Origin of the sequence: Microbacterium luteolum, from assembly GCF_039533965.1 — a bacterium.
In the GTDB taxonomy this organism is placed as follows: Bacteria; Actinomycetota; Actinomycetes; order Actinomycetales; family Microbacteriaceae; genus Microbacterium; species Microbacterium luteolum.
Window position 1 is genome coordinate 2,643,310 of record NZ_BAAAUN010000001.1, and the last position, 16,116, is coordinate 2,659,425.

10 protein-coding genes are annotated in these 16,116 nt (G+C 70.0%); 5 read left to right on the plus strand and 5 right to left on the minus strand.

Going from position 1 to position 16,116, the window contains the following annotated elements; genetic code table 11:
• Positions 1-81: 81 nt before the first annotated feature.
• Together murJ and ABD648_RS12770 are read right to left on the minus strand one after the other, a co-directional pair.
• The gene (murJ, locus tag ABD648_RS12765) at positions 82-1,701 is read right to left on the minus strand and encodes a murein biosynthesis integral membrane protein MurJ (RefSeq protein WP_282215331.1); all 1,620 of its coding nucleotides are present in this window, start codon (positions 1,699-1,701) and stop codon (positions 82-84) included.
• Positions 1,691-3,847, minus strand: a complete 2,157-nt coding sequence (locus ABD648_RS12770) for a DUF6049 family protein (RefSeq protein WP_282215332.1) — start codon at positions 3,845-3,847, stop codon at positions 1,691-1,693. The genes murJ and ABD648_RS12770 overlap by 11 nt, the downstream gene beginning before the upstream one ends.
• Positions 3,848-3,946: 99 nt before the next feature.
• On the opposite strand from ABD648_RS12770, the gene ABD648_RS12775 reads away from it, so the two are divergent.
• From ABD648_RS12775 to ABD648_RS12785, 3 genes are all read left to right on the plus strand, one after another.
• On the plus strand, positions 3,947-5,482 hold the full coding sequence (locus ABD648_RS12775; protein WP_282215333.1) for a class I SAM-dependent methyltransferase: 1,536 nt from the start codon (positions 3,947-3,949) through the stop codon (positions 5,480-5,482).
• A gap of 28 nt (positions 5,483-5,510) precedes the next feature.
• On the plus strand, positions 5,511-6,566 hold the full coding sequence (locus ABD648_RS12780; RefSeq protein WP_282215334.1) for an LLM class flavin-dependent oxidoreductase: 1,056 nt from the start codon (positions 5,511-5,513) through the stop codon (positions 6,564-6,566).
• Positions 6,567-6,634: 68 nt separating this feature from the next.
• Positions 6,635-8,581, plus strand: a complete 1,947-nt coding sequence (locus ABD648_RS12785) for an MSCRAMM family protein (RefSeq protein WP_282215335.1) — start codon at positions 6,635-6,637, stop codon at positions 8,579-8,581.
• A gap of 6 nt (positions 8,582-8,587) precedes the next feature.
• On the opposite strand, the gene ABD648_RS12790 is transcribed toward ABD648_RS12785, so the two are convergent.
• Both ABD648_RS12790 and ABD648_RS12795 read right to left on the minus strand, forming a co-directional pair.
• Positions 8,588-10,345 (minus strand): alkaline phosphatase family protein, encoded by a 1,758-nt coding sequence (locus tag ABD648_RS12790; RefSeq protein WP_282215336.1) that lies wholly within the window; start codon positions 10,343-10,345, stop codon positions 8,588-8,590.
• Positions 10,346-10,441: 96 nt separating this feature from the next.
• Positions 10,442-12,973, minus strand: a complete 2,532-nt coding sequence (locus tag ABD648_RS12795) for a purple acid phosphatase family protein (RefSeq protein WP_282215337.1) — start codon at positions 12,971-12,973, stop codon at positions 10,442-10,444.
• Positions 12,974-13,144: 171 nt separating this feature from the next.
• Between ABD648_RS12795 and ABD648_RS12800 the strand changes: the two genes are divergently transcribed.
• Positions 13,145-14,806, plus strand: a complete 1,662-nt coding sequence (locus tag ABD648_RS12800) for a hypothetical protein (protein ID WP_282215338.1) — start codon at positions 13,145-13,147, stop codon at positions 14,804-14,806.
• A gap of 25 nt (positions 14,807-14,831) precedes the next feature.
• Here ABD648_RS12800 and ABD648_RS12805 read toward each other — a convergent pair whose 3' ends face one another.
• Positions 14,832-15,641 (minus strand): CPBP family intramembrane glutamic endopeptidase, encoded by an 810-nt coding sequence (locus ABD648_RS12805; RefSeq protein ID WP_282215339.1) that lies wholly within the window; start codon positions 15,639-15,641, stop codon positions 14,832-14,834.
• A gap of 176 nt (positions 15,642-15,817) precedes the next feature.
• Here ABD648_RS12805 and ABD648_RS12810 point away from each other — a divergent pair, with 176 nt between their 5' ends.
• A complete protein-coding gene (locus tag ABD648_RS12810) occupies positions 15,818-16,111 on the plus strand; it encodes a hypothetical protein (RefSeq protein WP_282215340.1) in 294 nt (97 codons plus the stop codon).
• Positions 16,112-16,116 lie beyond the last annotated feature (5 nt).

Genomic DNA, 16,116 nt, shown 5'->3' on the forward strand with positions numbered 1-16,116 from the left:
GCGGTGGCGCCGAAAGACGTCCCGAATGGTTCAACCCATGGTAACCGCGCGGCATTCCCCGCGCGGGGCGCCCGGCCGGGCTCAGCGACCTGGCAGGAAACGGCGCACGAGCGAACCGGCGACCTTGAGCTCCGGCGCGCGCAGCAGGGCGAGGATCCCGAGGTAGACGACGACCACGACGAGGCCGATCACGGCGGTGCCGAGGGCGCCGGGGATCTTGTCCGAGACGGTCCAGCCGGCACTCGCGCCGAACAGGACGAAGACGCCCCAGCCGGCGAGCCCCGCGGGGATCGCGGCCACGGCGAAGCGGCCGAGAGTGACGAGCCAGGAGCGCACTCCGAGGCTGCCGATCTTGCGGTGCAGCAACCACGTGGCGACGATCGTCTGCACGGTGCTGGAGATCGACTGGCCGAGGGCGACGGCCGCGGCGAGACCCGTGATCGGGATCACATCGGCCTGGAGCAGCCCCCAGGCGATCAGCGCCGTGCCGACGATGAGGCAGCACTGGAAGATCGTGAACCAGAACGGCGTGCGGGTGTCGTCGTAGGCGTAGAACGTCCGCTGGACGATGAAGAGGATCGTCAGGGGGATCAGGCTCACGAGGTAGCAGATCAGCACCAGCGCGGCCGCTTCGGCGTCGGCGGGCGAGCTCGTGAAGACCCGGGACGCGGGGATCGCGGCGGCGGCGACGGCCGCGACGGCCGCGACGATGAAGAACAGCAGGGTGCGGATGCTGCGCGAGATGTCTTCTCGCACCTCGACGTGTCGACCAGCCGCGGCATGCTCGCTGATCTGGGTGAAGTACGGCGTCCCGATCGACAGCACGATCACCGAGTACGGGAGCATGAAGATGAGCCAGGCGTTGGCGGTGACCGTCGCGGAGGCGCCCGTTCCCGAGGCCGCACTCACGATGTTCCCCTGCAGCACTCCCGCGGCGAGGCTTGCGAAGGCCATCAGGAACGTCCAGCCGGCGAGTTTCCCGACCGTCCCGAGGCCCACGCCTCGCCAGCGGAAGTCGGGCTTGAGCGCGAGACCGGTGCGCCGCCAGAACACCAGCAGCACGACCGCCTGCAGCGCGATGCCCAGGGTCGCCGTGGCGCCGAGGGTGGTGATCATCGTCGGCGTCCACTCCGCGGCCTTGGTCGGCACGGGAGCGAAGAGCGCTCCGAGGAGCAGGAAGCCGACGATCGAGACGATGTTGTTCACGACCGGAGCCCAGGTGAAGGGTCCGAAGATCCGTCGGGCGTTGAGCGCCTCCCCGAGCAGCGCGTAGAGCCCGTAGAAGAGGATCTGCGGGAGGCACCAGTACGCGAGGGCGGTCGCGAGCGCCTGGGCGGCGGGGGGCGCTTGGCCGGCCACCAGCACGACCAGCCAGGGCGCGGCGATGGTCGCGATCAACGTGGTGACGACCAGGACGACGGTGCCGAGAGTGAAGAGCTTGGAGATGAAGGCGTTGCCGCCGTCGGCATCCGCCGTCGCCTTCACGATCTGCGGCACGATCACCGCCGTCAGCACACCGACGGAGATCAGGGCGAAGACGCTGTTCGGGAGGGTGTTGGCGAACGTGAACGCGTCCGCGGCCTCCGAACCGACGGCGCCCAGCACTCCGACCAGCACGATGCTCCGGAGGAGTCCGGTGAGGCGCGACACCAGGGTGCCGGCGCCGATGACGGCGCTCGCGCGCCCGAGGCTACTCTCCACGCCCGTCCTTCGGCTCTGCTGCTTCCAGTGCTGCGGCATCCGCTGCGGCCTCCTCGGCTGCCTCCCGGCGCTTGCGGCGCACGGTGCGGATCACGCCGAGGCCGATCAGCAGCACGGCGAGTCCGCCGAAGATGCCGAGGCCGATGCCTTCCCACTCCGCGCGCACCGCGACGCGGACGGTCTGGACGCCCTGGATCTGCACACCCGTGGGGCTGATGAGGCCCAGCCGCAGGTCGACCTCGCCGCTGCCGACTCGTGCCGACACGGGAACCTTGACGGTCGCGGTGTTGTTCGCCTGCACGACCGTCTCGATGAGCGGCTTCACCTCGAGGCGAGGGTCGCTCGGCGAGGCGGTCAGCTGCACCGTCACCGGCCAGGGCAGATCGTTGCGCACCCGGATCGGCAGGTCGGCGTTGGCGGAGAGCAGCTGGATGGTGCTCGACGGCGGGATGCTGACCGCGCCGAGGGTCGCGGTGGTCTGCGCCCGGTGCGCGGCGACGACCGCGGCGAAATCCTCCGCCGGAGTTCCCACCGCGAGCGTGCGCAGGATCCTGATGCGCTCCGGGCCGAGCAGCACCTGCGGGTCGGTGAGGATCGTCGAGAAGGCGACGAGGGTCTGCTCGTCTGCGAGGAGGCTCGCGACGTCTGCCGCTCCCGGGGTGCCCGTCTCGACGGAGATCGTCGCGGCGGCCGGCGGGGTGTCGCGCAGCGTGCCGAGGTCGAAGCCGATCGAGTCGGCCGCAGAGATCACCTCGCGCAGTGCGTCCGGAGTGCGGGTCTCATCACGGTCCAGCCCGATGAGCAGCGGCGCTCCGGGGGCTCGACTCTCCGCCAGGAAGAGGCGTGCGGCCGCTTCGGCGAGCAGGCGCTGACGGGCGGCGGGGTCGGCTTCGGCCGCGGCATCCGAGAGCGCGGCGGAGGCGACGGCGTCGGTGACGAGGAGGTCCTGGCCCTCGGCGGTCGCGTGCGCTGCGCTCTGCCCGCTCACCGTGGAGGAGGAGACGATCGTGGTCGTCCCCTCGCCGAGGTACGTCTGGAAGGCGGCGAGATCTTGCGGCGTCACGTCTGCGCGCGGCCACAGGATGCGGGGCAACGCGCCCTCGACGACCGTGAGCTGCTCGTCATCGGGGAGGACCGGGGCCTCGGTCGGCGCGGGCGTGGGGGCGGTGGTCCCGTCGCCGGCGGCGGTCGGGGGCGTGGTGACGCGCGCGACCGGGAAGTTCGCGGGATCCAGGAAGGGCGAGAGCGTCGTCGGCTGCAGCAGCTCGGGGAGTTGCGCCTGCGCCTGGACGGCGGCATCCGCATCGCCGAACTGCAGGGCGAAGCGTGGGTTCGGGAGGTCATCGAGGCGGGCGAGCCAGTCCGTCGCCTGTTCCGGTGCTGCGGTGCCGAGAGCGCGGATCGCGGCCGGGATCGACGGGTCGATCGCGAGCACGGCCGTTGTGCCGGCGACGCCGTCGAGTTGCGCCGTCAGCGAGCCCTCGGGGGCGGTGAGAGCCGCGAGCTCGTCCGCTGTGAGGAGCGCCCCGCCGGCGGGCGTGGCCGTGATCGGCACGAGCACGCCGATCAGAGACGTCTGCGCCGCCGTCACGACCAGGATGCTGGTCGCCGAGGCGTCCCTGGCGACCGTGTCATCCGCCGCCGGTCCGCCGGTGGTCGCGCCGGTCAGCTCGGCTCGCAGCGGGTAGATGCCGGGAACGAGATCGCCGACGGCGCTCTCGGTAAGGAACACCGTGGCGGTCGCGGATTCGCCCGCATCGATCGATCCCGTGCTGTCGGTCCCGAGCGGCGTGAAGTCGCCGGATGCCTCTTCCTGGTCGAGCCAGTTCGTGACGGCCTCGTCGTCGGCCAGCGGGGTGCTTCCGATCTCGACCTGGACGCGACCGGCGCTCAGTTCCTCGTCGGTCCTGTTCCGCACGGTGAGGGTCGCCGAGGTCGAAGAACCGGGTGCGATCGTTCCGCGGAGTCCTGCGGAGACGTGGAGCTCGACGCTCTGCTCGCCATCGGCCGGCGGCGTCTCCGCGGCGGATGCGGCACTCGGAACCACGAATCCGCCGACGGACAGTGCGATCGCGAAGACGACGGTCCTGCGCGCGAGCTGCTGCAGGCGCGCACGGAAGCCGGTTTCGGGGGTGTTGACGGACATGAAGGTCTTCCTCGAACGCCCCGGGACGGGGGCTGCTCGTGAGTACTGACCTTGTGATTCTAGGAGGCCCGAGGAAGGAGAACCCTGAAGACGCGTAGAGTGACGGCCGTGTCCGACACCCCCGCACCCGTTCCCGAGCCGCTCGGCAGCGCCGATCTCGCCGCCGATCTCGATGCCGCCGACCTCCGCTCCGAGCCGCTGCGACGCCTGTGGGGCGAGGAGGCCGACGACGCCCTCGCTCGGGGCATGCGCGAACCGATCCTCCGTGCGATCGCCGGTGACAGCGGTGTCCTGGCCACCCTCGGGCGCCTGCTCATGCTCGGGATGCCGCAGCCGAGGGTCGCGGTCGACGACGCCCTGCCCCGCTTGGGCGTCGAGGGGCTGATCGCCCTCGGGCTCGCGACGGCGGACGCCGACACCGTGACGCCCGCCGCCCTGCTGCGCCCGCAGTCGTTTGTCGACGCCGACGGTGTCGGGGAGTGGTGGATCGCCAGCGATCTCGACGAGGTCGCGCTCGACGGCGCTCTGCCCGCCGACCACGTGCTCGGCGTCGGCGGGGCGTCGCGCACCCTCGCCGAGACGATCGTGCCGATCGAAGTGGACCGGGCCCTCGATCTCGGCACCGGGTGCGGCATCCAGGCGCTGCTGGTCGCCCGCCGGGCGCGGACCGTGGTCGCGACGGACATCTCCGCACGGGCACTGGCCTTCGCCGAGCTCAACGCCCGGCTCAACGGCGTGACCAACATCGAGTTCCGCCTCGGGAGCATGTTCGATCCGGTCGAGGGGGAGGCGTTCGACCTGATCGTCTCGAACCCGCCGTTCGTCATCACCCCGCGCGTCGATGGAGTCCCCGCCTACGAGTACCGCGACGGCGGTCTCGTCGGCGATGCGCTGGTCGAGCAGTTCGTGCGGACTGCCCCGGCGTTCCTCACCGTCGGCGGCATCGCCCAGCTGCTCGGCAACTGGGAGTCGCGCGCGGGTGTCGCAGGACTCGCGCGTCTCGACGCCTGGGTGCCGGCCGACCTCGACCTCTGGGTGATCGAGCGCGAGCAGCTGTCTCCTCTCGGCTACGCCGAGCTGTGGATCCGCGACGGAGGCACGACGCCGCGCGACCCCGAGTTCACGCCGCTGCTCACGGCCTGGCTCGATGACTTCGCCGCGCGCGAGGTCATCTCCGTCGGCTTCGGCTACGTGCTGATCCGGCGCCCGTCGGCGGGCTCGGGCATTGAGCAGGCGGATGCCGCACCGATCCGGCGCATGGAGAAGCTGTCGCAGCCGGTGTCGAACGTCGGCACGGCGCTCGCCATCGGGCTGGCCGCCCACGACGTGCTGACCGAGGGCGTGCCGGCGACGCTCGTCACGGCATCCGATGTGACGGAGGCGCGGCACCTGCTGCCCGGCAACGACGATCCGAGCGTCATCGAGCTGCGACAGGGCAGCGGATTCGCCCGCACCGTGAACGTCGATCCTGCGCTCGCCGCGTTCGTCGGCGCGTGTGACGGGGAGCTGACCGTCGGGCAGATCGTCGCGGCGCTGGCTGACCTGTTCGAGGTGCCGCTGGGCGACCTCTGGTCCGAGCTCGAGCCCCGCATCCGCGCCCTCGTGTTCGACGGTCTGCTGGTGCCGGGGGAATAGGCGCAGCATCCATGCGTTGGAATAGATCATGAAGGCATTCGGATTCCTCTCCTTCGGGCACTACGCAGATGTGCCCGGCTCGGCGACCCGCACGGCGGGCGACATGCTGAAGCAGACGATCGAGATCGCCGAGGGTGCGGACGAGATCGGCGTCAACGGCGCCTCGGTGCGCGTGCACCACTGGGCGCGGCAGGCGGCGTCGCCGATGCCGCTGCTGTCGGCCATGGCGGCACGCACGAAGCGCATCGAGGTCGGCACCGGCGTGATCGACATGCGCTACGAGAACCCGCTGCAGTTCGCCGAGGAGGCGGCCGCGCTCGACCTGATCGCCGACGGCCGGATCGCTCTCGGCGTGAGCCGTGGTTCACCCGAGACCGCGCTGCGCGGCTACGAGGCCTTCGGCTACGTCGATCAGGAGGACCCGGAGCGCGGCAGCGTGCTGGCGCGCGAGAAGTTCGACATCTTCCTCCGTGCGATCGAGGGGGAGCGGATCGCCGCCGGTGACCCCCGCATGGTCGGAGAGGGACGCTACCTCGCGATCGAGCCGCAGTCCCCGACGCTCCGCGATCACATCTGGTGGGGCTCCGGTTCCCGGGGCACGGCCGAAGAGACCGGCCGCAAGGGCCTGAACATGATGAGCTCCACGCTGGTCACCGAGGCCACCGGTCAGCCGTTCCACGAGCTGCAGCGCGAGCAGATCGAGCTCTTCCGCGCCGCCTACAAGGAGGCGGACCACACGGGTCGGCCCCGCGTCTCGGTCAGCCGCAGCGTCTTCCCGCTGATCTCCGACATGGACCGGGCGTACTTCGGTCTGCGCAGCGAGGAGAACGGCGACCAGATCGGCATCATCGACGGGTTCCGCTCCACGTTCGGCAAGACCTACGCCGCGGAGCCCGATGTGCTCATCGAGCAGCTGAAGCGCGACGAGGCCGTGATGAGCGCCGACACCCTGCTGCTGACCATTCCGAACCAGCTCGGACCGGCGTACAACCTGCACGTGCTCGAGTCGTTCGCGACCCATGTCGCTCCGGCGCTCGGGTGGAAGCCGAACACCGAAGGCCCCGTCCAGGGCGACCCGGTCTGATCGCGCAGAGGGCGGATGCCGCGGCATCCGCCCTTCACGTCATTCCGGTATATCGGTACGCTGGCCGCATGCGTGTGCGTCAGCGGGGGATTCTTGCCGGAGCGATCGTCATGGTCGCCGTGCTCGTGGGCGCCATCCCGGCGGCCGCGGCGACGACCAGTTCCTGGGCCACCTGGCAGCCGCTGGCCGGCGGTGCCGGGGCTTACACGACCACGGTCCAGATCGCGCCGCAGCCCGCTCTCACCGCGACCATGACGAGCGACTCCCGCGGCGGCGGACCGGCCGTGATCTCCGGAGCATCCACCTGGCTGTCGGAGGGCACCCCGATCGGAGCCAAGTACGGGTCGAGCCGTGACCAGGCGTACCTGAACCTGCGGCCGAAGGCCGACAATGCGGCGAGCCCCTCGACCACGACGTATTCGTTCGCGACGCCGACGCCGTCGTCGGGATGGGCGTTCGCACTCGGCGACATCGACGCGGATGCCGTGCGCATCCAGGCCATCGGTCCCGACGGGCAGGCGCTCGACGCCGCGGAACTCGGCTTCCAGGGCGGCTTCAACTACTGCGCGCCCGGCGTCGTCGGAAAGCCGTCATGCACGGGCGCGGCGGATGACATCCCGAGCTGGGACCCCGCGACGCTCACCCTGACCGGGAACGCGGCAGCTGCCGACACCAGCGGCTCGGCCGCCTGGTTCGAACCGGCCGCTCCGATCACCTCGCTCACCTTCTTCTTCACCCGCCGATCCGGCTTCCCCGTCTACCAGACCTGGTTCGCCTCGCAGGCGCGGGACATCACCGGATCAGTCGTCGACATCGTCGACGGGCCCCTGACCGGCGTCGGCCTCACGCTGATCGACGGCACCGGTGCGGTGGTCGGCACGACGACGACCGCGGCCGACGGCACCTACGCGTTCCCGGGCTTCATCGCGACTGACGGCTACATCGTCCGCGTCGCGCCCCCGGCAGGGAAGATCTCGACCGGCCCCGCCACTCTCACCGCGGATCTCACGACCTCCGACGCGGTCGCGGACTTCACGGTTCGCGACATCGTTCCCGTCGCGGTCTCCGGGCAGGTGACGGATGCCGGTGGCGGCCCGATCGCGGGCGTCACCGTGACGATCGACGGGCAGACCACCACGACGGATGCCGACGGGCGCTACCTGTTCGATTCGATCCCGGTCGGCACGCACACGGCGGCCATCACCACGCCCGACGGGTACACCCTCGTCACGTCACCGCCGGCCTTCACGATCCCTCCCGGCAGCGAGGACCCGATCGAGAACGTCGACTTCCAGGTTGCGGAGAACCCGAGTCTCAGCGGCCTGGTCTCGTCCAACGGCACCGGCGTCGCCGGGGTGACGGTCACCGCGACCGGTCCGGGTGGCGCCGTTCTCACGACCGTGACCGACGGAAGCGGCGGATACGCCTTCCCGCGCCTTCCCGCGGGTGACTACGAGATCACCATCACGACGCCGGGCGGGTACGTGGCCGTGACCCCGGTCACGCGGAACGAGCAGATCGCGGGAGCCGACGTCGAGAACGTGGACTTCGAGCTCGCCCGCCTCGGCGCCGTCGACGGAACGGTGCGCACCGACGGCGGGGCACCCGTGCCCGGAGCGGTCATCCAGGTCACCGGTCCGGGCGTGCCCGCGCAGCTGATCACGGATGCCGACGGATCGTTCGGCCTCGGCGATCTCCCGCCAGGCACCTACACGTTCACCGTCGTGCCCCCCGCCGGAACCACGGTCGTCGGCTCGGCGACCAGGACCGTCGTGATCACTGCCGCCGGCGAGGCCGTGGTGGAGCAGGACTTCACCCTCGGCGCCATCGTGGTCACACCTCCGTCGCCTGACCCTGATCCGCCCGTCGGCGGCGGAGGCAACGGCGGCGGAAAGCCGCTTCCGGCCACGGGGCTCGGCCCGGAGACGTTCGCCTGGGCCGCGGGCGGTGCCGCCGTGCTCCTCATCGGAGCCGTGCTGTTCGTCGTCTCGCGTCGCCGGGCGACCAAGGACTGAGCGGCCTCAGCTGCCCTTCGGAGGTCCGAAGAGCTCTTCGCCGTGCTCGTGGAGCAGTCGGTAGGCGTCGGCGAACGTCTGGGGCTCGGGCTCGCCCGGCTTGCCGTAGCGCGCGATGAGCAGACCGAGCAGGCCGCGGGCCGGCGGCGTGAGAGGCCTGGTCTGATCGGCGTCGTTCGGCTGCGGCGGAGCCTCCTCGGGGTTGGGTGGCGTGTACGCCGGGGTGGTGACGGGCCAGTCGGCCGGATGCCGCGGCTTGTCGAGGTTCACGACGTTCGTCAGCGTGTTGGCCGACTGGTCGCGGTCGTTCAGCGGCTTCAGCCCGTGCAGGCGGGAGAGCGTCGCGGTCACCGAGCCGTGGTGCATCTCGTCGTGGATGATCGTGCCGCGCTTCGTGTACGCCGAGACGGCGATCGCCGGTACCCGGCATCCGAGGCGGTCGAACGTGAAACCCATCTCGCCGGCTTTCGTGTCGGCTGTCGGCTTCGTCGCAGCGGGCGGGGGCACGTGGTCGTAGCATCCGCCGTGCTCGTCGAACGTGATGAGCAGCAGCGTGTTCACGGCGTTCGAGCCCTGCGGGGACGCGCTGGTGCGCACCGCCTCGTAGATGTCGTGGATGAGACGGTCGCCCGCACGGACATCGGACACCGCGCTGTCGAAGATCTCCTCGCCGTCGGCGCTGCTCTCGCGCACGGCGCCGAACGGCGGGTGGAAGTCGTTGTGGTCGTAGACCATCCGAGGCTCGATGAAGGCGTAGGCGGGGAGCTTCCCTTCCTTCGCCTCGGCGTAGAAGTCCTCCATCGTGCCGAAGTGCTCGGTACGCCAGTACTTCTCGAGCACGGCCGCATGCAGCATGCCCGTGAACGAGACGAGCTGCAGCTTGTCGAGGTAGATCTTCCAGCTCAGCTTCTTGTCTTCGAGCCGGTTGAAGACCGTCGGCGCCGCCGCGGCGTCGAGCCACTTCCGGTACCCGCCCTCGCCCTGGTTCGTGACGAAGCCGTGCGAGGTCGATGCGTGGAAGAACGACCGGTTGCAGAACGTCTGCGACGGCACACCCGCGTACCAGTGGTCGAACACGGCGAACTCGGCGGCGAGCGTCGACAGCACGGGCAGCATCTCCGGGGAGAACGAGCCCATGATGTGCGCGGCCTCTTCCGGTTTCGGGTCGACCCCACGACGGAGGCGCCGGAAGTTGATGATGTAGTCCTCGAGGAACCCCGACATCGTCGCCTTCTCGCCCTTCGTCGGGGCATTGAACGGCGCCGTCATCTCGTCGACGAAGAGATCGGCGTTCGTCTTCGGATCGATCGTGCCGAAGATCTGGGTGTTGACGTGCGGATACTCCTCGCCCGGATCCGGGTCGGGAAGGCTCATGATCCGGTCGGTGTCGCCCTGGTGGACGTGCGCTGCGACGACGGTCCCATCGGGGGCGGTGTTGCTGTGGTCGCCGAAGGCCAGCCCCTCGAACGTCTCGCCTTCGGGCAGGTTCTCCTTCGAGTACAGGTAGCCGAGCAGGTTGTCGAACGAGCGGTTCTCGCCCATCACCACGACGAGGTGATCGAATCCCGGCTCGCTCCGAGGAGTCAGGGCGGCGAACGGATCCGGATCGGAGGCGAAGCCGTCGCGATGGCTCGCGGCGATCGTCGCTCCGATGGCGGCGCCGCCGGCTCCGCCGACCACTGCTCCGGCCAACGCGGCCCCGCCCAGCTTGAGGAACCCTCGGCGGGAGGGGTCGGGTCCGGGTCGCGCGGGGTCTTCGGTCACGAGGCTGATCCTACGGCGGGCCGAGTCGCCCCGACAGAGGCCGAAGGCGCCGCCGGAGCCGAAGCCCCGACGACGCCTTTCGCTGGATGCCGTGGACTACTCGGCGTGCTTCCGGCGGCGTCGCAGCGCGAAGAGGCCGAGACCCAGCGCGAGGAGCACCACCGCGGCGACCACGTACGGGGTGCTGTCGGCACCGGTCGTGGCGAGGCCGCCCGCAGCGGGGCCACCGGCGCCCGGGGTCACCGCTCCGCCGCCCGACGTCGCCGCCGTGACGGTGAGCGAGGCGGTGACCTCGGTGCCGTCGGCGCGGATCACCGCGAGGGTGTGCACGCCGGCCGGGGTGGCCGCCGGGATCGTCACGCTGCGCGAGAACGCGCCGTCCGCGCCCACGGTGACCGTACCGAGGTCGACCGGGTCGGAGCGCAGCTCGAGCCGCAGCTCGGCATCCGCTGCGAATCCGGTACCCGAGACCGTGACCGTGCCACCGGCCTTGACGGATGCCGCCCCGAGCTCGACCTCTGCCGGAACCTCCGGCTCGGTGGTCGGGGGCGTGACCCCGGCCTCGGTGACCCACTTCTCACCGGCATCCGACTTCGTCACCGTGAAGGTGTCGTAGACGGCGCCGACGGGAAGGTCGGTCGTGGCGTTCGGCTGCTTCTCCGCGAGGTACGAGCGGTAGACGAGCTGATCGTGCGAGACGTCGATCACCTGGTACGTGGTGACGCCCTGGCCGCGCAGCACCTGGGTGGCGCCGTTGTTGGTCCAGACGTTCTTCTCCGGGGTCTCGAGCTCGTAGTGCTTCGCGCCCGAGTTCGAGACGACGTAGACCGGTCCGGTCGTGAGGCCAGGGGTCTCGGTCGCGTCGGTGTTCACGTAGCCGCGCGCATAGGTGTGGTCGTGACCCATGAGCACGAGGTCGATGTCGTTGCGCTGGAAGACCGGTACCCAGTCGGCACGGAGCTTCGGCTCGTCGCGACCCTCGGATGCGGAGAAGACCGGCTGGTGGAACGTGACGACGTTCCACTTCGACGGGCTGTTCTGCAGGAGCAGGTCGAGCCAGGCGCCCTGGAAGCGGATCCACAGCTCCTCGCCCTGGTTGATCGGGCAGTCGTCTCCCGTGCAGGACGGCAGAGCCGGCGGCGTGAGGAACGTCGCGTCGCGGGTCGCGTTGAGGGTGATGAAGCGCACGTCCTGGTAGTCCGTGTAGTACGCGGTCTCGGCAGCGAACGCGCTCCAGTGGTCGAACAGCGAGCGGTACTGCGCCGCGACCTCGGTGTCGCCCTTGGCGAGGTCGGCCAGTTCGCCGATCGACTCCATCGACGGGTTGTTGTGCGGGTACTCGAACGCGGCCTTCCAGGCGGTGAGCAGCTTGTCGCCCGAGTACTCGTGGTTGCCCGGCGCCGCCATCACGTTGGTGTGCGTGGCCGAGTCCTCCATGCCCTTGAACCAGTTCAGCCACTCGTCCTCGTTGCTGGACTTGTTGATCAGGTCACCGGCGTGCACGGAGCCGATCGATCGGGGCGCGTTCGCCTCGGCCTGCTTGACGACGCTCGGCCAGGTCGTGTCGAGGCCGATCTGCGCGTCGCCGTAGTAGACGAACTGGAAGTCCGTCGCGTTCGGGTCGGCCGTCGTGAAGGTGAACCAGTCGCTCCAGCTGCCCGGGAGCCCGACGCGGTAGCGGTACTCGGTCGCGGGGCTGAGGTCGGTGACCGTGGCGGAGAAGTGGTGGTTCGGGTTGCCGTTCACCACGCCAGCGTCATAGGCGTCGACCGTGCGGGTGTCGCCGCCGGCGGCCGGTGCGATCTCGACCTGGCCGATCGTGTGCGAGGCATCGCCGGCGAGCCACGAGAAGGACTGCGAGATCTCGGGCTGCTCGGTCGGGGTCAGGATGACGCGTGTCGGCGGGGCGACGACCGGGGTGCCCGGGTCGGACGCCTCGACCAGCGTGAGCGACGACATGTCGAAGTAGATGTCGGAGCTGGTCTCGCGGTCCTGGAAGAGCGCGACGGCGACCGTGTTCGTGCCGTCCTGCAGGACGTCGCCCTCGGCGGTGATGGTGCTGGTCAGCGGGTCGCCGTTCGAGTCGCCGGCGTACTCGACGTTCGTGGTGTCGGTGATGCGGCCGTCGACGAAGCGGGCGACCTCTGTGCCGTTGATCCACACGACGATCGCGTCGTCGTAGGTGACGGAGCTCGAGAGCGACGCCACCTGCTCAGCGACGCCCGCCTCGAGCTCGAACGTGCCGCGGAAGAAGTAGGTGGGAACCGTCGGAGCCTGCGCTCCGTCGAGGTAGTGGTTCAGGAGTGTCTTCGGTGTGACAGGACCGACCGCGGCGAGCTTGCCGTTCTTCGCGCCGAACGATCCGGGCGCCGTCTTCCAAGCACTGTCGTCGAACGCGGGCAGCGTCCAGTCGCGCAGCGCCGCGGGGGCGGGGGACGGGTCGGAGCCGTCGTCGAGGTAGTGCCAGGCGGTGTCGCCGGTGATCAGCGATCCGGTCGGCACCTCGGGTGCGGCATTCGGTGCGGCGAACGCCGCGGGGGCGACGACGGCGCCGCCGAGCAGGGCGAGGAGCGCGACGGACGTCAGTCCGCGACGCCGCCACCGCACCGCAGGGGTGGGGGAGGTCATGTCAGTCCTTTGTGGGGTGGGGGTTCGTGCTCAGCCGCACGGGGCCCCCTCAGCCCATCGAAGACGGATGACTCCCGGCTGACGTCGAGGCGTCGGGAAGATGAACAGAGCGGATGCCGCGGCGGCGGTACTCTTCACGGGAACGCTCGCTCTGGGGAAAGGGACACGTCCATGGAGGCTCTCCGCGCCATCACTGCGACCGCCGCCGGCCTGGCGCTGGTGCTCGGGACACTCGTCGGCTGCGCGCCGACGCCGACGCCGGGCTCCGTCGATGTCCGAGAGGGGGAGACCGCGACACTCACCGTCGAAGGCGTGACCGTCGACATCCCCGGCGACTCCATCAGCGGCACCGGCACTCTCGTCGTCGAGCCCGTCGACCAGGAGGGGCACGAGGGCTGGAACATCGAGCTCACCGAGGGGGCGACTCTCACCGGGCCCGCGACGTTGACCTTCGCCGGGACCGTGCAGGAAGGGGAGCCCGCGCCCATCGTGATGTCCTCCCCGGAGGCGGGTGCCGACCTCACCCCGGTGGATTCGGTCGTGATGACCGAGGCGGGTGCCCAGGTCGTGACGACCCACTTCTCGAACTGGATGGTGACGTGGTGGAAGGACCTGATCGACCCTGTCAAGAAGATCTGGAACGCGACGTTCAGCGGGGGATCCGACGACGCGAAGCTCGGCTGCGTGGACAGCGCGGCCGCGGAGGCGGCGGGCTACAAGACGACGGGACCGGGCGGAGACGACCAGCGCGCGACCTGGTGTGCGGGCATGGCCGGCGGCCGTCCGGAGCTGCAGGTGAAGAACGAGCGCGGATATCCCATGCTCGTCGAGGCGAGCGTCGGTCTCGCACAGCAGGACGCCGATGAGTCGTTCGAGATGCTCGTCGCCCAGCTGTTCACCGTTCTCGGCGAGGGACCGTCGAAGAGCGGGGCGTCCATCTATCCATTGCTCTCCAAGGACATGGCGCGCTACCTCGTGGCGAACGCGAGTCCGCAGAGCCTCATCGTCTCATCGAACCCCTCCGCGTACGTGGCGCAGATCCTCCGCTTCGCCATCGACACGGCGCTGCAGTTCCCGGGGCTCCTCGGGAAGAGCGTCGCGAAGGACCGGATCCTGGACGCCATCCAGGCCGGCGACTGTATCCGTGGGTTCGGGCAGCTGGCCGGCGCCGATCCGCAGAGCACGGACGCCGTCATGGGTTATCTCGAAACCGGGATCGGTGCGGCGTTCGACTGCGTCGGCGACGTCATGAAGCAGGTCTTCGCGTCCGACGCGCTCCTCATCACCGTCGCGACGGGCATCGCCTGGATCGGCAAGGGCGCCAATCTCATCGGCGGCGCCGGGCAAGCCGTCGGCGACATGCTCAGCAACGTCGGGAACCCCTACAAGGTCACCATCACCGGCACAGATCGCTGGCTCATCTCCTCGGACGGTGTCGGCCCGTTGACCCTCGGAACGCGCTACGACGAGCTCGAACCGCTCATCCCCGCCGGCAACCGAGGCTGCATCCCGTACGCCGAGGAGCCCTGGTCCGCCCATCTCGCGGGAGCGGACGCGACCGACACCATCTACATCGCCAACACCCAATACCCTCTCCCGGACGAGGAATCCACCGTCGCCCCGCTGACCGAGCAGGGCGTCACCATCGGCACACCCGAGTCGGTGCTCGTGGAGCTCGGCTACCAGAAGCAGCAGTCGGCATGGGCGCTGGACCACTTCGACTACGTCTGGCAGGAGAACGGCGTCTCGTTCGTCGCAGGCACGGGCCCCGACGGCCGTGTGGGCATCATCGGGGTGGGCACGGACTATCTCCCGATCGAGCTCTGCGCATAGCGGATGCCGCGGCATCCGCTATGCTCTATCCCGCCTGGACGAACTGCGCCTTGCTCGGACGCATCAGCCACGCGGCGGCCGCGAGCGTGAGCACCCAGCCGATCACCTCGATGAGCAGGTGATCCGTCGCGTTCGGGACGGACTGCAGCAGGTACACCCGGATGCTGTTGATGGCGCCGTGTGTCAGAACCGCCGGCCAGACGCTCCCCGAGCGCCAGCGGAGGGCGAGCAGCAGCGGCGCCCAGGGCAGCATGCCCGCGAAGTAGATGACGATGTCCCAGACGGGGCGGTCGCCGATGACGGCGAGCACGGGCAGGTGCCAGACGATCCAGACCAGGCCGCTGACGAGCGCCAGGGGCCAGAAGCCCCACGATGCCGCGCGCGTCACCAGCCACCCGCGCCAGCCGAACTCCTCGCCGATGGCGAAGATCGACTGCATGAGCAGCACGGGGATGACCCAGATGGTCGCGGCGGCGATCTGTTCGAGCGGATTGAGCTGCCAGATCCCCGTCGACAGGGCGATCGCGGTCTGGGTCGCGGCGATCGCGGCGATGATGCCGATCCCGATCCCGATCCACCGGGGTGTGCCGCGCCAGCCCGTGGCGAAGGTCTGTCGGAAGGTCCCCGGCCGCCGGGCGATCCACATGATGATCGCGGCGAGCAACGGGGTCAGCTGCAGGAGCGGAGTGATCAGGTTGTTGACGTCTTCGGGGACCAGCCGGAACACCATCGGCACGGACAGCGCGAAGCACAGCAGGATGGCGATCGCGAAGAACCAGGTGACATCGGCGGTGATCGATCGGGACGTTCGCGGGCGTGGGGAAGACGCAGTCATGCTGACCTCGGTTCGTGTGGGGAACGGCCGCGGGCACCCCGCGCGTCTAGGACTCTAGGGAGAGGCGCCGGTGTGCCGGAACGCGGGAAACCAGCGGTTCGTTTCGGGGGATCCATAAATCCGCGCGAGCTCCCGCGCCGCCCCCGGCCGGTCGGCGTGCTCGCTACCCTGGGCTCATGACCTACGCCGGTGACTCCTCGATCGATGCCCGCGTCCGCGAGGTCGTCGCGGACTACGGGCGCCGCCAGACCCGTCTCTTCCTGACCTTCGCGGTCGTCGAGGGCGCGGTGCTCGCCGTCCTCGTCGCTGTCATCTACGGGTTCGGGCTGATCGACCCCGAGATCGGCATCTGGTACATCGTGGCGGTGGCGGTGATCGGCGGGTTCCTGCTCAGCATGTTCCTGGTGCGGTTGATGCAGGCCCGCACCCGGGCCATCGCGCAGGCCAAGGGCGAGAACCCGCTCTTCTGACCTGC